Origin of the sequence: Paenibacillus cucumis (ex Kampfer et al. 2016), from assembly GCF_019748695.1 — a bacterium.
Classification (GTDB): Bacteria; Bacillota; Bacilli; order Paenibacillales; family Paenibacillaceae; genus Paenibacillus; species Paenibacillus polysaccharolyticus.
Genome location: NZ_JACLIC010000010.1, coordinates 98,415 through 115,109, shown reverse-complemented (window position 1 = coordinate 115,109; position 16,695 = coordinate 98,415). Strand labels below are relative to the sequence as shown.

The following is a 16,695-nucleotide window of genomic DNA, read 5'->3' as shown; positions in this document are numbered from 1 at the left end:
TTTAAGTTGTAAAAGGATATGGGCTGACGTAATAACGTTGTCACGATGTACGTAAAAAACTAAGGACACTTGCTTATAGCAGCTTTTTTTGAAGCGGTTATTAAGAAGGTGTGTTTTTTGATGGATGCCAGTTCATGAACTTCTCTGTTCTTCCGACATTCCTTGCTACTATGCTGGAGTGATCTCAAGAAGATGGAGAGGTTTTTTTATGTTGAACAAAGAAAAAGCGGTCGTTGTATTCAGCGGCGGCCAGGACAGCACAACGTGTCTGTTCTGGGCAAAACAACAATTTGCCGAGGTTGAAGTGGTTACGTTTGATTACGGGCAACGTCATAAGCTGGAGATTGAATGTGCAGCAGCGATTGCCAAGGATTTGGGAGTGCAGCAAACGGTTCTGGATATGAGCTTGCTGAACCAGCTCGCACCGAATGCGCTCACACGAGATGATGTAGAAATCACCCACGAAGAAGGGGAGTTGCCCAGCACATTTGTGGATGGACGGAACTTGCTCTTCCTCAGCTTCGCGGCCATTATGGCAAAACAAAAAGGTGCTCGCCACTTGGTCACAGGTGTCTGCGAGACTGACTTTAGCGGGTATCCCGATTGCCGGGATTCGTTTGTAAAGTCGATGAATGTAACTCTTAATCTGTCGATGGACTACCCATTTGTCATTCATACGCCGTTGATGTGGCTGGACAAAGCAGCAACGTGGAAAATGGCCGATGAACTGGGCGCTTTCGATTATGTACGTGAACGTACGCTGACTTGTTATAACGGTGTCATCGGTGACGGGTGCGGCGAATGCCCCGCTTGCAAACTACGCAAAGCGGGACTCGATCGTTATGTAGAGGAACGTGCCATTGCTCTTACAGCTACTCCTTCCACTGGAGTGGACGCGCGATGAGAGAGCCTGGAACGTTTCGTATCGTTGAGCGGTTGCAGCGGATTGACCAGGATATTCTGCCCACACAGCTGAGATATCACCGCAAACGTGTGATGGTCAGCAAAGAATTCACTTTTGATGCGGCGCATCATCTGCACTGTTATGAAGGCAAGTGCAAAAATCTGCACGGGCATACGTACAAAGTGGTTTTTGGCATCAGCGGTTATCCGGGTGAAACCGGGCTAACGGTTGATTTTGGACATATTAAGGACATCTGGAAAAGCCGGATTGAAGGTTATCTGGATCATCAATATTTGAATGAAACATTGCCTCTGATGAATACGACGGCTGAAAATATGGTGGTCTGGTTGTTCGAGCAGATGGAACATGCTCTACAAACGGAGCCTTATGCCGGACTTACAGACGGCGCACGCACGGAATTCGTGCGACTCTTCGAGACTCCGACCAGTTATGCTGAAGCAAGACGGGAGTGGATGATCGATGAGTAAGGAAGCACGCATCCCCGTCATGGAGGTTTTTGGTCCGACGGTTCAAGGCGAAGGCATGGTCATCGGGCAAAAAACGATGTTTGTGCGCACCGCGGGCTGCGATTATCGCTGCTCCTGGTGCGACTCGGCCTTTACCTGGGACGGCAGCGGCAAGGACCAGATTCGCATGCTGACGCCGGAGGCGGTATGGGATGAACTGCGCCGCCTGGGCGGCACGCGTTTCTCCCATGTGACCCTCTCCGGCGGTAACCCCGCCCTGCTGGCTTCGCTGGGCGGGCTGGTTGCTCTGCTGCGGGAGAACGGCGTCCGCACAGCGGTTGAGACGCAGGGCTCGCGCTGGCAGTCATGGCTGGCAGACGTTGACGAAGTCACGGTCTCGCCCAAGCCACCCAGCTCAGGCATGGACACTGACTGGGCTGTACTGGACGATGTGATCAGCCGTCTGGCTGCTGGCCCGGCGGATCGAAACCATAGTCTGAAGATCGTGATCTTCGATCAGACAGACCTGAACTATGCCCGCAGTGTGCATGCACGATATCCGGGCACGGCTTTATTTTTACAAACGGGGAACCCGGATGTTTCTTCGGCGGATACGCCGGATCTGGCGGCTTCCCTGCTGGAGCGTTACGAGCGGCTGATTGATCAGGTAAGTGCCTCGGACGATCTGAACAACGTGCGCGTGCTTCCGCAGCTTCATACGCTGGTATGGGGTAATAAACGCGGGGTTTAACTATATACGAGATATAAATAAGAGGCCTACGGCTTCAATTGAATACGAGGAGTTTATTGGAATGAGACAACCTGACGAGATGCAAGATGTAACATTGCTGGGCAACCAGAATGTGAAATATACATTTGAGTATGATCCTGGTATTCTGGAGAGCTTTGATAACAAGCATCCGTACCGTGATTATTTTGTAAAATTCAACTGCCCGGAGTTCACTAGTCTGTGCCCGATTACGGGTCAACCTGACTTTGCTACGATCTACATCAGCTATATTCCCGATATCAAAATGGTTGAGAGCAAATCGCTAAAACTATACCTGTTTAGCTTCCGCAACCATGGTGATTTCCACGAGGACTGTGTGAACATCATCATGAACGACCTGATCAAACTGATGGACCCACGCTTCATTGAAGTCTGGGGCAAATTCACCCCGCGCGGCGGCATCTCTATTGATCCGTACACCAACTATGGCAAACCGGGAACCAAATATGAGCAAATGGCCGAGCACCGTATGATGAACCACGATATGAACCCGGAGACAATTGATAATCGTTAATTTGAGTCTGTAGATACTGCTTGCTTTAAGTAGATGTCCGCGATTTGGATTATATGGTATAATTTGTTACAACAACAGAATGGCTTGAATGGGCGGTCGGCTAGTCTCCTGAGTAAGGAGGTGATGCCTGTGGAGATAAAAGATGTACTGACGTTGATGATCAGTTTTGCGGGGTTTACAGTAACCTTGATTGGACTGATTGTAACCATCGTCATTGCATTGAATAATCAAAACAAAAAGAAATAGGCCGCCCTCGGTAAGGTAGCAGCCTATTTCGATTACCTGTCCACAGCCACCGCCCTTGAAAGCGGCTGTTGTAAAAGAGTGAGGATGTTGACGCATCCTTACTCTTTTTTATTTTATCCTTGTTGCCTACAGTTTATCACAACATTTCCCAAAACTCCACATGTACAAAAGTTGTTTTCATTTCCCCCTCTGTTCCCCTTGTCGGTCGATCCGATCTATCCTATTATGTAACAATATGCTTAATTGCATAGAATCTAACATAGGCGCTGATCCCTTGTGACCGCGACCAAAGGAGAACTGGACATGTCTACACAAACCACATTAGCCAAGGACGCCGCAGCGCGTTCTAAAGCCCCACCCGGATTGGATGCCCAAGGCACCGTATACCGGATACTAATTGCCATCAGTCTGGTGCATCTGTTCAACGATTCCATTCAGTCTGTCATTCCGGCAATATTTCCTATCTTAAAAGACTCCATGCATCTAACGTACACTCAGATCGGCTGGATCGCTTTTGCGATCAATTTTACCGCATCGATTATGCAGCCTGTTGTCGGCTGGTTTGCTGATAAAAAACCTACTCCGTCGATCCTGCCCATAGGCATGGGTTTCACGTTCACGGGCATGTTGTTGCTCGCTTTTGCCGACAGTTATATGATGGTGCTCATCTCTGTCATTTTTGTCGGGCTCGGCTCCGCTGCTTTTCATCCGGAAGGCTCCCGGGTATCCCATATGGCTGCGGGCCAGCGCCGTGGACTGGCACAGTCTATTTTTCAAGTGGGCGGTAATGCTGGACAATCCCTTGCACCGCTCCTGACACGCTGGATTTTCATCCCGTTTGGGTTGTTTGGTGCCATCGGCTTTACGGGCATTGCCGCGATGGGCATTGCTGTACAGCTCTATGTCGCACGTTGGTATGGGCAGATGTTGCAATCCGGCGCATATCTGCGTAAACAAGCGGCGGCTCGTCGCGCTCCCAATCCAGCGTTACGTCAAAAAATTGCTGCCGCAATTACGATTCTGATTCTGCTCGTATTTGTCCGTTCGTGGTACGTGGCTTCAATCGGAAGCTTTTATGCCTTTAATCTGAAGGATACGTTTGGTTTATCCACGGAAGATGCGCAAATTTATATTTTCCTCTTCCTGGCTGCCGGTGCACTAGGCACATTCTTTGGTGGCCCGCTCGCAGACCGATTCGGCAAACGTAACATGATCTTTCTCTCCATGGCCGGGGCCGCACCGCTGGCGTTGCTGTTACCTTATGCCAACTTGTTCTGGACTGGCGTATTGCTGACGATTATTGGCTTTATCATGTTATCCAGCTTCTCCGTTACTGTGGTATACGCTCAAATGCTCATTCCGGGCAAAATCGGAACGGTTTCTGGTCTGATTACTGGTCTTGCCTTTGGTATGGGAGGCCTTGGGGCACTCGTGCTCGGCAACTGGATCGACACCTTCGGCGTTTCACCCGTCATGCAGATATGCAGCTTCTTGCCACTGATCGGTATCTTTACGTTCCTGCTACCATCTGACAAGTTGCTTCATCGCTGGGCAAAAGAAAACGGGAGCGAGGAGTAAGTTCTTTTGGCTATATCCTGCTCTGGAGATCGTTAGATTTTAAAAAATCTGCTTCCAGTATACTTATAAAACACGTACAAAAAGGCTTCCGCCCGTATCTGAATTTACGCAGATCGGCAGGAGCCTTTTTTTCATCATATAGTCCTATCTTAGAACACGCTTCCCTAGTCATCTAGAGTAATATTAACCTATAACCAACTGCCTTAGGCGGATTTATCTATTTCAAACGCTTCAGAATCAGCCTTTTTTTGTACAGCATTTTGCCTGCTTCAGCGACGTCCTGAATGGTATTTTTATTGCTGACCGAACCAAAGATCATGCCTGCAATAGGCACCAACTGGAACAGCTTTTTCCAGCCAAAAGACTCACTGTATGAGTTGAACACTTCACGCCATCCCTGCATTTGAGAGATCACTTCAACTTGTTTCTCCGGATTGTCATAGTCGGCGAGCTCTTCAATGATGGCTTTCTTGCCTACAATATCGGCGGAAGAGAATTGCAGACATTTCACGATGAAGACACGCTCCAGTGGATCATCGGGATTATACCCGTAACATAGCGCCATCTCTTGCAATACTTTCAGTGAAAGTCCCATCACGAGCGGAATGTCCGCAGCAATGGTGACGATGCCTCCAAATCCTGTCGCAGCTCCTTGTGCCGCAGCAAATTTGCTTCGACTTTCGGTGATATTATCCGCCACACGGTCCAACACCTCAAGTGGTATTTTTTCCACACTATGAATTTTGGCCGTGTTCTCTGTGTTCGTATCCTGCTCTAATCGGTAGATGTCATCAGATGTCATAGGGTAACCCGAACGCTCGGCTTCTTCTTGCAGAAGCTTGGCCACTTTCTTTTTCTGAACAAGAAACTTACCACCCGTTTGCAAATATTGGCCCACTTCGTTCAGGGAGTCGCCAATCTTCTGTTTGATCGCCTTCGGCATCACTTTATCCAGCATTGCAAATGGCAGCCGCCCAATCTTGTCCCATATGAACAAGTCCTTCTGTTCCTTCTCCCACTTTAAAATCTGCTCAAGCTCCCCGTCTAATATCTCGCGTGATTCCATATGTAATCCTCCTTAGGGTTGTAGTGTACTCCCAAAATTCTGAATATGACACAGCTCATTCTCAGCTTAACACATCATAACAAAACACCGAGAATATGTAGGAAACAGGTTAAACTGAGGGGCTTTGGCTTTGGTCTTGGTTTTGGGTTTTGGGTTTTGGGTTTTGGGTTTTGGGTTTTGGGTTTTGGGTTTTGGGTTTTGGGTTTTGGGTTTTGGGTTTTGGGTTTTAAGCGTTTCGCACACACTCTATTTAGTCTAACGATCTCAGATGAGCTTATTTGATCAATATCGAGCTTTCTCCAATTCTAACGATCACCACAAACCTTATTTCGCTGAAAACGCAAGGTAAATGCCCTTTTTCACATCAAATCTACCAAATAAGCTCTCCTGAGATCGTTAGAATTTCAATCAGTCGAAAAACGGCTAAATAGCGTCTCCTGTGATCGTTAGAAATCTGCACACCACGTCCAAGGCTTTAAAACAAAAAGTAATAAGCAATTCCGTTTATATTTTGTTAATTCATTTTTTTCGATGTAATGGTATACGCTTCTGCCTCTCTTCGGTTGCTTTCACGATCTAAACTTTCTTAATCCAGACTTCTAACTCACACTGTTTAGATAACTTTGTCCTAGATCATACATATCAAAAAGAGCCTTTTGTCAGCATGATCTGCTCACCAAAGACTCTTATCTCTTATACTTTATCCAAAAAAATACTACTTCACCTCTGCCGCACTTTGCCCATCGGGAACCGGAATACCAAAGTTCGGCGTTCCATCTTCATTCCAATGAATGACCTGAGCGCGGGCGTGACGGTTCGGATCGTACAGCGGATCTCCCTCAATCTCTTTGTAGTTGCGCGCATGATAGATCAGAATGTCGGTTTTGCCATCTGGTGAAACAGTAAAGCTGTTATGTCCCGGACCATATTGTCCATTCTCTTCACAAGTCTGGAATACCGGTTTCGGTGATTTCTCCCAGCTTGCCGGATCAAGCAGATCAGCATCTTCATCGGCCGTAAGTAGCCCCATGCAGTAGTGATGATTGGTTGCACTGGCTGAGTAGCTGATAAACAGACGACCATTCCGATGCAGCACGGCTGCACCTTCGTTTACTTTAAAGCCGATGATCTCCCAATCATATTCAGGTGTCGTGATCATGACCTGTTCTCCGCGCAACGTCCAAGGATTTTCCATTTCACAAATATAGAGGTTTGAATTGCCGTCAATGCTCGGATCTTTCTGGGCCCAGACCAGATAACGAATGCCTCTGTGTTCAAAGGTCGTGGCATCTAGCGCAAAACTCTCCCATTTGGTTCGAATTTGCCCTTTCTCCTCCCACGTTCCTTCAAGCGGATTAGCGGAATCGTTCTCAAGTACATACATGCGGTGATCAAACAAACCTTCGTTGGTTTCACTTGTATGTGCGGCCGCATAGTATATGTACCATTTGCCATCAATAAAATGAATCTCTGGTGCCCAGATGTTTGCACTCATTGGCCCAGTCTCACGCTTCGTCCAAGCGGTTACGGGTTCGGCATCTCTCAAGCTCTCCAGTGTCGTTGCACGCCGAATTTCAATTCGGTCAAAGGCTGGTACGGAAGCAGAAAAATAATAGTACCCGTCTGTATGACGGTACACCCAAGGGTCAGCACGCTGCTCCAGCATGGGATTGGTAAGTGTAATGGAATTGGTCATGGGAATGAACCCCTTTCATATGTGTGTGTATGGCTTGAATCTATGATGTGCTCAGTGTGCTTGCAAAAATATGGAGAGCAGGGTTTGAGGGCACAGCGAGCGTTCGCGGGCGGTAGGTCCTTGGTGCTCTCCTTGACCTCCGATTTCTTTCCATTCACCGCTCTTGGCGGTGGAAATCGGATGGCAAACTCGCACGCGCGGCTCCTTCCTCCCTCTCACTGCTGGTGCCCACGCGTGGAACGCTCGCGATCCATTCGCTCGCCGGCACACCTCGCTGAACCACCCTACGGGGTCAGCGGTCTACTTCTCAGCTGCGCTGATTTGTTTGCCCCAGACCGCGATGCCGCGGTCGTTCAGACCAGTTACCACCAGCGCAGGCTGGCTTCGCTCCCAATCCCAGGATGGGAGCAGCTTTAGCTCTTCCGTGGAAGCACCGCCCCACGGGCTTTCCTTCCACGTCAGCGTTAACGTTTGTTTGCCATCAAACGTCCAGGTTCCCGAACCGTTCTCGCTTTCAATTTTGCCTTTACTCGTCAGCGTATATGGCACAGCCTGCACCTGCCCGTTCACAGACGGATCAAGCGCCATGCCTTCCCACGTTCCGGCAATCATCGATTTCGGCATGTCTTGTGCGGTCTCTCCGGCATAACGTTCAGGCGACACGACAGGCCAGCCATCCTTCGTCCACAGCATTTTACGCACATGCAGATACGGCCAGTTTTTATCCGTCTCGCCCCGCGCATGATGCACGATGTAATAATCGTCGCCATCCTTCAGCACGGAATTATGCCCAGGAGCAACCCAGCCTTCACCTTCGGTGAAGCGGTATCCGCCCAAAATTTTGGTGCCAATCTCATACTGTGGCAGATGCTCCGTATCCAACATTTTATTGCCGTTCATATCCGTATAAGGCCCTGTGATGGAGTCGGCACGAGCTACCCGCACGTTATAGTCTTCGAACAGAGAATCATAAGACACGAACAGGTAATATTTTTGAAACTCTGGATTATACACAATGTATGGCCCCTCGACTGCGCCCTCTTCGGTTGCACGATCCCTTGCTGCGATGCGTGTACCATACCCCTCTTCCTTGAACTTGCCCGTGTCCGGGTCAAGCGGTGCAATATAGATCCCATCGAAAAATGAACCATATACCATCCACGGGTTGCCTAAGGCATCAAGCACCGGATTGGCATCAATGGCATTCAGGCCGTCCTTTTCCTGACCAGCCGTCTTCACAACCAGTCCTTCATCCTTCCACGGTCCCTCGGGAGACTTGGAGGTTTGCAATCCGATCGCTGACTGTGTACTACCAAAGCTCGAAGCCGAATAATACAAGCGGTACGTATCCCCGGCTTTAATAATATCCGGTGCCCACAGGTTCGTCGCTCCTGTCCAATCGAGTGCTTCCTTCGGGATACCCGGCAAAGCCTGCCCCACCCATTTCCAGTTGATCAAATCATCGGATTTTCGCACCATTACGCCTGGTTTCGGTTCCCCTGCTACTCGAACGTCTGTGGAATAGACATAGTAGCCTTGATCCGTTTTGATAATCGCAGGATCATGTGCATTGTTAACCGTCCACTTGGATTCATCATCCAAAATCGAAAGATCATACATTCTTGGTTCCTGCGGAGCTTCCGGAAAAACCGGAGGTTTCGCCGTGTCGCCGCCATCTGCACAGCCTACCGTACCTAGAAGCATCAGTAACATCAACATCGCAACTCCTTTCCTCGCCCTATGCCACTCCTTAAGTCCTGTCCAATATTTATCATCTTTCCGCTTTTTTTGCCCCTTGCATTCTTTTTGTTCTTTCATTTCATTCAACTCTTCTCGTTCTTCCGGTTCTTTCCTTACTCTCCAACTTTTCATTCCCATCACCCTTTGACCCCTGAAATCGCAACCGACTCGATAATCTGCTTCTGGAAGATCAGGAAGATGATCAGAACCGGAAGCAATGCCACAATCGACGCCGCCATAATGAGCGGATAATCCGTTTGAATCGCATAGGTCGCGTTAAAGTTCGCAATGACAAGTTGCAAGGTTTGTTTTTCAGGTGAATTCAGATAAATAATCGGTGCCAGATAATCGTTCCAGATCCCCATAAACCAGAGAATCAGCTGTGCAGCCACCGCAGGTTTGATCAGCGGAAACGTGATGCTCGAATACAACCGGAAGTAGGAACTTCCGTCGATCTTCGCCGCTTCAATAATTGCATCTGGCACACTGAGCAGATACTGCCGCAGGAAAAAAATCATAATCACATTCCCGAATAGTCCCGGTACAATCAGCGGCAGCAAGGTGTCCACCCAGCCCAGCTTGGAGAACATGATAAATTGCGGGATCATGACCGTTGGATACGGAATCATCATCGAAGCCAGCAAGGCGAGAAATAGTTTGTTCTTATGTGGAAATCTTAACTTGGCAAAAGCAAATGCCGCAAGACTCGACGTAAATGTCCCAACTACCGTCACACTAAGAGCTACAATGAGACTGTTTTTAATCCCGCTGAGCAGCGGTCCTGCTTCCCAGATCTCTTTATATTTATCGAATCGAAACACTTCCGGAATCCAGACCGGCGGAAGCGCGAATACATCCTGTTTCTCCTTGAGCGAGGTGGACAGCATCCAGAGCAAAGGCGCAATCATCGCAATCGCACCGATGGACAGAACGATAAATATAATAGAATTGGTTACTTTCCTTCTTTGACTATAAGACATCTTCCGTTCCACTCCTCTCCTCGCCCATTAATCCCCGTCGTAGGCTGATCTTTCGTTAAGTTTGAATTGTATAAGCGTAATCACAAAGATGAAGATACCCAGAATCATGGCCATCGCAGAAGCGTAACCCATCTGCAGGTTGCTAAAGGCCTTCTGCCAGATATAAAAGACGATTGAAGCGGATGCATATTCCGGCCCACCTGTCGGTGTCATGATATTCATCTCGGTAAAAATTTGAGAACCACCGATGATATTTGTCACCACGAGGAAAAAAGTTACGGGTTTCACCATCGGCCAGGTGATATTGCGGAAAATCTGAAATCCATTCGCTCCGTCCAGCTCGGCGGCTTCGTAATAGGTACGGGATACACTTTGCAGTGCCGCCAAATATAACAACATCGTATATCCGAGACCTTTCCAGACGGTCATGATGATCAGAGCGGGTTTCACCGTATCTTTGTTAGCCAGCCAGTTCGGGCCTTTGATACCAAACAGATCGAGGAACTGGTTCACCAGACCATAGTCTCCGTTGTACGCCCAGTTCCACATGATGGATACCGCCGCCAAGGAAGAAATAACCGGTATGTAATAGATCACACGAAATGTAGTTGTACCTGGAATTTTACGATTCAGCCCCATTGCCAGTAATAGTGCCAACAACAGACCAATCGGAATACCGAGCATCAGGTAAAACGTATTAAACATGGCCTTGTAAAAAAGATCATCGGTCAACAAATCTTTGAAATTGGCAAGCCCGATAAAATTCATCTGCCCCAGGCCGTCCCAATCGGTAAACGAGCCATAGAGGGAGTAGAGGAACGGAAACAATACAAAGATCACAAGCCCCAAAACGGGGGGCAAAATAAACAAGTATCCATACATCATCTCTTTGCGATACAAACTCGATTTCGTATTCACGTGTTCACCCCTGTTTCTAAGATCAGCATGTGGCATACATCGATTGGCCTTTTTGAATCCTGGCTTCTGCTCTGTTCCGGTCAATACATGCCACATGCTCGTATGGAATCTGGCGATAAAATTAAACTAAACGTTTATATCGTTCACTCCGTACAACATGTAAAAAATAGTTCAATCTGTATCTTCTAAAGAGCAAATGATGCCAGCAGCATCGGTTCAGGCTGCTGGCATCCCTTGTCTATCTATTTATTCTGTGATTTCTTCTCCTGCTCCACCGCTTTATCCAGCAATTTCTGCATCTTCGGTTGTTGTTGCTTCACATAGTCAGCGGCGGTCATCTTGCCATCGAGTACCGGCTGAATGTCGGTGAAGAACATGTCGTACCACTCCGCGTTGTACGTGTAGTTACCTGGCAACGCTCGTCCGTAGTCTTTTACGATATCGATGAATTCTTGTTTATTTTCCGGTTTGGTCGAAGTATCCTTCGCCCACTCATCAGCCATATCAAGCAAGTTCGGAATTTGCACCTTCGCGTCTACCAGTTGTTTCATGCCATCTTTCGACGCAGTAAGGTAGTTTACCAATGCAGCAGCTTCTTCCGGATGTTTGGTTTTGGCAGATACACCGATTCCGAGGGAGCCGATCCATGTCGCTGATTTGCCTGTTGATCCTGCCGGGAAAGGCAACAGATCATAATCGAATGGAAGCTTTTCAAATGTACTCATATCCCACGGACCTACAGGGAAGAACGCCATCTCACCCTTCATCCAGCGTTGATACGTATCAAGCGTTTGTGCTTCCTCAATGGAGGGAGTGATCTTGTACTTGTTCTGCATATCCGCGAAGAATTGTAGCGCTTCGGCAAATTTTGGATCATCAATCGTGACTTTCGTTTTGCTCTCATCCAGCCAGTCAGCCCCGTTGCTCCATACAAAAGATTGCAGTGCCCACTGTACGTTAAATCCTGTACCGAATACGTCCGGTTTACCGTCTCCGTTCGTATCTTTCGTTGCTTGCTGATTTACCTTGATAAACTCTTCCCACGTATAAGGCTTGTCCTTGTCAGGGAGCGGAATGCCTTCTTTTTCAAAAAGGGTCTTGTTATAACCCAGTGCAAATGGCCCGACATCCTTAGGCATACCGTAGAGATCACCTTGCCCTGCCATCTTGCCATCATAACGATACAAGTCAACGCCATACTTCCAGATATTATCCAGATTGATATCTTTGTTTTTCTCGATATACGGTGTCAGATTCATGAGCACATTGCTGTTCACATAGGCCTTCATATCACCCGGTGTGAAATAAAATACGTCTGGCAAGCTATTGCCTGTAATCGCCGCGCGAAGCTTTGTCGCATATTGGTCCGCTGCGGTAACGATGATTTTAACTTTGACGCCTGGATGTTCTTCTTCAAACTTCTTCACGACAGCCTGATACGCCTTCTGCTCATCCGTGCCGCCGCGGAACATAAACGTCAGTTCTTTATCTCCGCTCGAACTTCCGCTTCCCCCTCCACAACCTGCAAGCACCAGTGCACTGACCAGCATTAGCAACATAAACGTGACCCAACTCTTTCTCTTGACCATATGAACCCCTCCTGATCTGGACTTGTAAACGTATTCAATACCATGAATCAACATTTCTGTTGTTAAATTTATCAAATCCAGATCCTTTTAGTCAATACTTTATTAAAACATTTTATGTTTTTATAAAATAAAAATCATACTAATACGTCGGCCAGCCATTCCCGTCCCATAACAAATCGTTAATCAGCAATTTCGGATTGCCATTATCCGTTGCATCATAAGCATGCCGTACGATTAGATTGCCGTTGACCACGTCCTGCCCACCCGGGCCTTTCCATCTCACATTACCTGAGTCCAAAATCGTGCCACCACCGTTCATCATATTTACTCCGTTTTTGTCGACGTAAGGACCTGTGATGCTGGTGGATCGACCGTAGACCATTTTGTAAGTACTGTTCACACCTTTACAGCAAGAGTCGATCGAAGCAAACAAATAATAATATCCGTTGCGATACGTGATACTTGGCGCTTCAATTGCGCCCCCGTTATTCGGACGTGCTGCAATCGAGGAGATGTTACCTGTCGGTTTCATCGTGTTTTTGTCCAGTTTTACAATTTTCAGACCGCTCCAGAACGAACCAAAGGCCAGCCATGGATTACCCGAAGCATCAATAACCAGTTCCGGATCAATAGCGTTGTAGTTATTCGATGTATTGGATTGCAGTACAAGCCCTTCATCTTTCCATTGCCCCGCGCCAACGCTGTTTGCGGACGCTAACCCAATCGCAGACCTGTTGGAACCAAAGGTCGAGATGGAATAATAGAGCCAAACCTTGCCGTTATACCGTTGTACGTCGGGTGCCCATACATCCAGGTCTTTCTGTGCAGGGACAGCCGAATTCCACCAGGACGGTTCACTTAGAAAAATCTGCGGCACACGATACCACGACGTTCCGTTATCGGATTTCAGCACCTGAATACCCGGACCCGTGGAAAAGGTGTACCAGGAATTGCCCTCTTTGATGATCGTCGGATCATGAACGGCAATGTCTCCCGATAGATTCCAAAACGCGGCTAAAGCCCGAGACTGTCCTGCAAGCACTAACACCATCACCAACAATGCAGGTAAAAACCAACGCCTTTTGGAGGAGAACTTCGAGCTGTTCAAGCCTGTCTTCCACTCCATCCTCTTCAACTTCTTCCACTCTAAACTCCTCAACTTCTTCCATGAACTGAACTTTTCCATACCGGAACGCCGCCTCTCCTGATTAAATGGTTGCTTTGGTTCATGAAGTATTAAATCAATTTAAGTATAATAGGATTATAAAAGCGGTTACATTACAATTCAATGGTATATTTCAAATATACATGAATTAATTTAAGTTTTTATTTTAAGTATGTGGGGATAAAATCTCATATAGGCTTTAAAAATTTCATTGTTTATATAAGGTATATCTCACTTTTCTCCGCTCTTTCTTTCGAGCATGTAATGATTTATAATTATCTGAAATAAAACAGTCAAATGTGCAAGAGTCTGTGTAAATAGGCTTTGTTCAGAACGGGGAAAGGACATCCACCTATGATTTATATTAAAGATCTGATGTCAGGTGTGAACATTTTCAAAGCACTCAGCTCCGAAATTCGCATTCAGATTATTGAGTTGCTGGCCAGAAACCAAAGTCTTAATCTCAATGACCTCGCAACCAAGCTTGGACTTAGTAACGGCGCGATCACAATGCATATCAAAAAGCTGGAGGAAAGCGGATTAATCGAGATTAACACAGCGGTCGGCAAACACGGCATTCAGAAGATCTGTTATCTTAACGAGGAAAAGTTGATGGTTGACCTGCGTTCACAGGAAATCCACAACCGGTACGAGGTAGAAATACAGGTTGGGCATTACAGTGATTATCAGGCAGCACCCACATGCGGCATTGCTACGAAAGACAGCATTATCGGGGAGTTTGATGACCCCCGTTACTTTGCCGACCCGCTTCGGATCGATGCCGAGATGATTTGGCTAGCGGAAGGATATCTGGAATACCGAATTCCCAATTACCTGAAGCCCAACCAGACGTTTAGCGAGATTCAACTCTCCATGGAGCTCGGTTCAGAAGCCCCTGGATTCTGTGACAACTACCCGTCAGATATTTACTTCTACATCAATGGCAAAAAGATCGGACTCTGGACGAGTCCAGGAGATTTCGGCGATACACGCGGTACGTTTAATCCGGACTGGTGGCCTCCTCACCTGAATCAATACGGTATGCTGAAGCTGATTCGCATTACGAAGGAAGGCAGTTATATCGACGGATGCAAAATCTCGGACGTTACCCTGGATGATATCGGGCTCGATTACAAAAGTGATATTCACTTCCGCATCGCTGTCACAGACGGCCCAGTCAACAAACGCGGCCTGACGATTTTCGGCAAAAACTTCGGTAATTACGGCCAAGGTCTGCTCGCACGGGTGCTTTACAACGTGCAGGAGGACTAGACAGGATCTGGCTGGAAAGTTTGGTTGAAGATGCTCCTAATTTTAGAAGAGTGCGAATCTGCACTCTTTTTTTAGTGATATACTTATGACCTGTATTGAACAAGAAGTGATGACGGGTGGGGTTCTATTGAAACTGGAACGGTTAGTCTCGATCATATACAAGTTACTTAATAACGAGGTGTTGTCTGCCTCTACCCTTGCCGAGGAATATCAAGTATCGCCCAGAACGATCTATCGGGATATTGATGTGATCTGCGCAGCCGGATTTCCGGTTGTTTCGCATCAGGGAATGAATGGCGGGTATGGCATTATGGATGGGTATAAAATGGATAAAAGCCTGCTCGGCTCCTACGATGTGGACGCTTTGATTACAGTGCTGACCAGCCTCTCCACCGTATTTAACGATGTGCGTGCACAGGGTACAATCGAGCGTTTGCAGACCATTGGAGAACAACATGAGAGACCAAACTTAACTGTAGACCTGAATACGTACCGAACTGAGCCTGACTCGCTTTCGCATCTTCGTGCAGGAATCATGGAACATCATGTCGTTCAGTTTGATTACATTAATTCCAAGAATGAGCGCACAAGCCGAGAAATTGAACCTGTTCGATTGCAGTTTAAATACCGTAGCTGGTATGTGTATGGATATTGCCGAAGCAGGCGGGATTATCGGGAGTTCCGGCTGTCACGCATGTTAAACGTACATCTGACCAACCGTCATTTTGAAGCGCATGTTCTCCCCATGGAAGAGCCATCCACCGCTCCCCCTGTCACCCAGGAGATCATGACAGATGTGGTATTTCGCGTATATCCGGATGCACTCGCGGAGGCGCTCGATCATTTTCAGCAGGCAGACAAACAATTTCATGAGGACGGCAGTATGACGATGCGCGTTCAGGTTCACAAACCGCTCCAAGCCCCGTGGTTATGGTCTTTTTTGCTGAGTTTGGGAAGTGGCGCAGAGGTTTTGGAACCTCTAGCACTGAGGGATGTTTTAGAGACTCAACTACTAAATGCACTGAGACGTTACGACAAACTCAATCATTGAAGCCCCATAATGGGAGTCTTGTGAAGTGAAAGAAGAAGTATGACACGCTGTTGTCATACTTCTTTTTTTATACTCATTTCAGTAACAAGGGAGGCACCATGAACATCCCATCATTCGCCAAAATAAAGGAGACGATTTTTTATGAATTACCTAGAAGAAATGGTTCATTATCATGTTTGGGCTTCGCAGATCATTATGCAACGCATTCAGGAGTTGCCGGCTTCTGTGCTGCATCAGGAAGTGAACAGTTCCTTTCCCACCCTCGCCCATGCGCTCAGTCATATGAATGCTGTGGATCAGATGTGGTACCTGGTGCTAACCGGAACCAGCATGCCTGAAGCTTTACAAATCTGCATGCCGCGTAACGGGGAAACGTTTGCCACCATAGAAGAATATTTCGAGCGTTATGCCGAACTATCCAATCAATACCTGACTTGGTTCAGTCAGCAGACGGATTTGGAGCAGGTGCTTCTGCTTGACAATCCCTTTGCAGGCGTACGACAAACCCGTTTCGCGGAAATCATCTTACATCTGGTGAATCACGGGACCTATCACCGGGGGAATATATCCACCATGTTGCGTCAGCTCGGCCATGCTTCTGTCATGAATGACTATTCCAGATTCTGGTACGAAAACTCCAATACTTCAGAGTAATTCTCTAATGCTTGAAGTCCATTGTGCCTGATAAGAGGTCTTGGATACGATGTAGTATGAAACTC

16 protein-coding genes are annotated in these 16,695 nt (G+C 47.4%); 9 read left to right on the top strand and 7 right to left on the bottom strand.

Annotation, left to right across the window (positions count from 1 at the left end):
- Positions 1–211: 211 nt before the first annotated feature.
- The 6 genes from queC to H7T88_RS06860 all read left to right on the top strand — a co-directional run bounded on the left by queC (position 212) and on the right by H7T88_RS06860 (position 4,499).
- A complete protein-coding gene (gene queC / locus H7T88_RS06885; RefSeq protein ID WP_154983098.1) occupies positions 212–904 on the top strand; it encodes a 7-cyano-7-deazaguanine synthase QueC in 693 nt (230 codons plus the stop codon).
- Positions 901–1,392, top strand: coding sequence for a 6-carboxytetrahydropterin synthase QueD (gene queD, locus H7T88_RS06880; RefSeq protein ID WP_221787761.1), 492 nt, complete (start codon positions 901–903; stop codon positions 1,390–1,392). The genes queC and queD overlap by 4 nt, the downstream gene beginning before the upstream one ends.
- Positions 1,385–2,122 (top strand): 7-carboxy-7-deazaguanine synthase QueE, encoded by a 738-nt coding sequence (gene queE / locus H7T88_RS06875; RefSeq protein ID WP_221787760.1) that lies wholly within the window; start codon positions 1,385–1,387, stop codon positions 2,120–2,122. The genes queD and queE overlap by 8 nt, the downstream gene beginning before the upstream one ends.
- 61 nt (positions 2,123–2,183) lie before the next feature.
- Positions 2,184–2,675 carry a preQ(1) synthase gene (queF, locus tag H7T88_RS06870; RefSeq protein ID WP_110897191.1) on the top strand — a complete coding sequence of 164 codons (492 nt, stop codon included), beginning with the start codon at positions 2,184–2,186 and terminating at the stop codon, positions 2,673–2,675.
- A gap of 129 nt (positions 2,676–2,804) precedes the next feature.
- Complete coding sequence (locus tag H7T88_RS06865; protein ID WP_221787759.1) at positions 2,805–2,921, top strand: putative holin-like toxin; 117 nt, start codon at positions 2,805–2,807, stop codon at positions 2,919–2,921.
- A gap of 303 nt (positions 2,922–3,224) precedes the next feature.
- On the top strand, positions 3,225–4,499 hold the full coding sequence (locus H7T88_RS06860; protein ID WP_221787758.1) for an MFS transporter: 1,275 nt from the start codon (positions 3,225–3,227) through the stop codon (positions 4,497–4,499).
- A 217-nt stretch (positions 4,500–4,716) separates the two neighbouring features.
- Here the strand turns inward: H7T88_RS06860 and H7T88_RS06855 are convergent, their stop codons facing one another.
- The 7 genes from H7T88_RS06855 to abnA all read right to left on the bottom strand — a co-directional run bounded on the left by H7T88_RS06855 (position 4,717) and on the right by abnA (position 13,539).
- Entirely contained in the window at positions 4,717–5,565 is an 849-nt protein-coding gene (locus H7T88_RS06855; protein WP_090918388.1) for an EcsC family protein, read from the bottom strand.
- A gap of 715 nt (positions 5,566–6,280) precedes the next feature.
- Positions 6,281–7,261 (bottom strand): glycoside hydrolase family 43 protein, encoded by a 981-nt coding sequence (locus H7T88_RS06850; protein ID WP_221787757.1) that lies wholly within the window; start codon positions 7,259–7,261, stop codon positions 6,281–6,283.
- 300 nt (positions 7,262–7,561) lie between these two features.
- On the bottom strand, positions 7,562–8,977 hold the full coding sequence (locus H7T88_RS06845; RefSeq protein ID WP_221787918.1) for an arabinan endo-1,5-alpha-L-arabinosidase: 1,416 nt from the start codon (positions 8,975–8,977) through the stop codon (positions 7,562–7,564).
- A 161-nt stretch (positions 8,978–9,138) separates the two neighbouring features.
- On the bottom strand, positions 9,139–9,981 hold the full coding sequence (locus H7T88_RS06840; RefSeq protein WP_090918394.1) for a carbohydrate ABC transporter permease: 843 nt from the start codon (positions 9,979–9,981) through the stop codon (positions 9,139–9,141).
- A gap of 27 nt (positions 9,982–10,008) precedes the next feature.
- Positions 10,009–10,899, bottom strand: a complete 891-nt coding sequence (locus H7T88_RS06835) for a carbohydrate ABC transporter permease (protein ID WP_090918396.1) — start codon at positions 10,897–10,899, stop codon at positions 10,009–10,011.
- Between the two features lie 242 nt (positions 10,900–11,141).
- A complete protein-coding gene (locus H7T88_RS06830) occupies positions 11,142–12,488 on the bottom strand; it encodes an ABC transporter substrate-binding protein (protein WP_090918398.1) in 1,347 nt (448 codons plus the stop codon).
- 139 nt (positions 12,489–12,627) lie between these two features.
- On the bottom strand, positions 12,628–13,539 hold the full coding sequence (abnA, locus tag H7T88_RS06825; protein WP_221787916.1) for an arabinan endo-1,5-alpha-L-arabinosidase AbnA: 912 nt from the start codon (positions 13,537–13,539) through the stop codon (positions 12,628–12,630).
- 468 nt (positions 13,540–14,007) lie between these two features.
- On the opposite strand from abnA, the gene H7T88_RS06820 reads away from it, so the two are divergent.
- The 3 genes from H7T88_RS06820 to H7T88_RS06810 all read left to right on the top strand — a co-directional run bounded on the left by H7T88_RS06820 (position 14,008) and on the right by H7T88_RS06810 (position 16,630).
- The gene (locus tag H7T88_RS06820; protein ID WP_090918400.1) at positions 14,008–14,925 is read left to right on the top strand and encodes an ArsR/SmtB family transcription factor; all 918 of its coding nucleotides are present in this window, start codon (positions 14,008–14,010) and stop codon (positions 14,923–14,925) included.
- Between the two features lie 127 nt (positions 14,926–15,052).
- Positions 15,053–15,976, top strand: a complete 924-nt coding sequence (locus H7T88_RS06815; protein WP_221787914.1) for a helix-turn-helix transcriptional regulator — start codon at positions 15,053–15,055, stop codon at positions 15,974–15,976.
- Between the two features lie 141 nt (positions 15,977–16,117).
- The gene (locus tag H7T88_RS06810) at positions 16,118–16,630 is read left to right on the top strand and encodes a DinB family protein (RefSeq protein WP_221787756.1); all 513 of its coding nucleotides are present in this window, start codon (positions 16,118–16,120) and stop codon (positions 16,628–16,630) included.
- Positions 16,631–16,695: the final 65 nt, after the last annotated feature.

Bases quoted from the DNA above. Each gene is read 5' to 3' on its own strand.
- queD (WP_221787761.1), top strand. From the start codon at position 901: ATGAGAGAGCCTGGAACGTTTCGTATCGTTGAGCGGTTGCAGCGGATT.
- queE (WP_221787760.1), top strand. From the start codon at position 1,385: ATGAGTAAGGAAGCACGCATCCCCGTCATGGAGGTTTTTGGTCCGACG.
- queF (WP_110897191.1), top strand. From the start codon at position 2,184: ATGAGACAACCTGACGAGATGCAAGATGTAACATTGCTGGGCAACCAG.
- H7T88_RS06860 (WP_221787758.1), top strand. From the start codon at position 3,225: ATGTCTACACAAACCACATTAGCCAAGGACGCCGCAGCGCGTTCTAAA.
- H7T88_RS06855 (WP_090918388.1), bottom strand. From the start codon at position 5,565: ATGGAATCACGCGAGATATTAGACGGGGAGCTTGAGCAGATTTTAAAG.
- H7T88_RS06850 (WP_221787757.1), bottom strand. From the start codon at position 7,261: ATGACCAATTCCATTACACTTACCAATCCCATGCTGGAGCAGCGTGCT.
- H7T88_RS06840 (WP_090918394.1), bottom strand. From the start codon at position 9,981: ATGTCTTATAGTCAAAGAAGGAAAGTAACCAATTCTATTATATTTATC.
- H7T88_RS06830 (WP_090918398.1), bottom strand. From the start codon at position 12,488: ATGGTCAAGAGAAAGAGTTGGGTCACGTTTATGTTGCTAATGCTGGTC.
- abnA (WP_221787916.1), bottom strand. From the start codon at position 13,539: ATGGTGTTAGTGCTTGCAGGACAGTCTCGGGCTTTAGCCGCGTTTTGG.
- H7T88_RS06820 (WP_090918400.1), top strand. From the start codon at position 14,008: ATGATTTATATTAAAGATCTGATGTCAGGTGTGAACATTTTCAAAGCA.
- H7T88_RS06810 (WP_221787756.1), top strand. From the start codon at position 16,118: ATGAATTACCTAGAAGAAATGGTTCATTATCATGTTTGGGCTTCGCAG.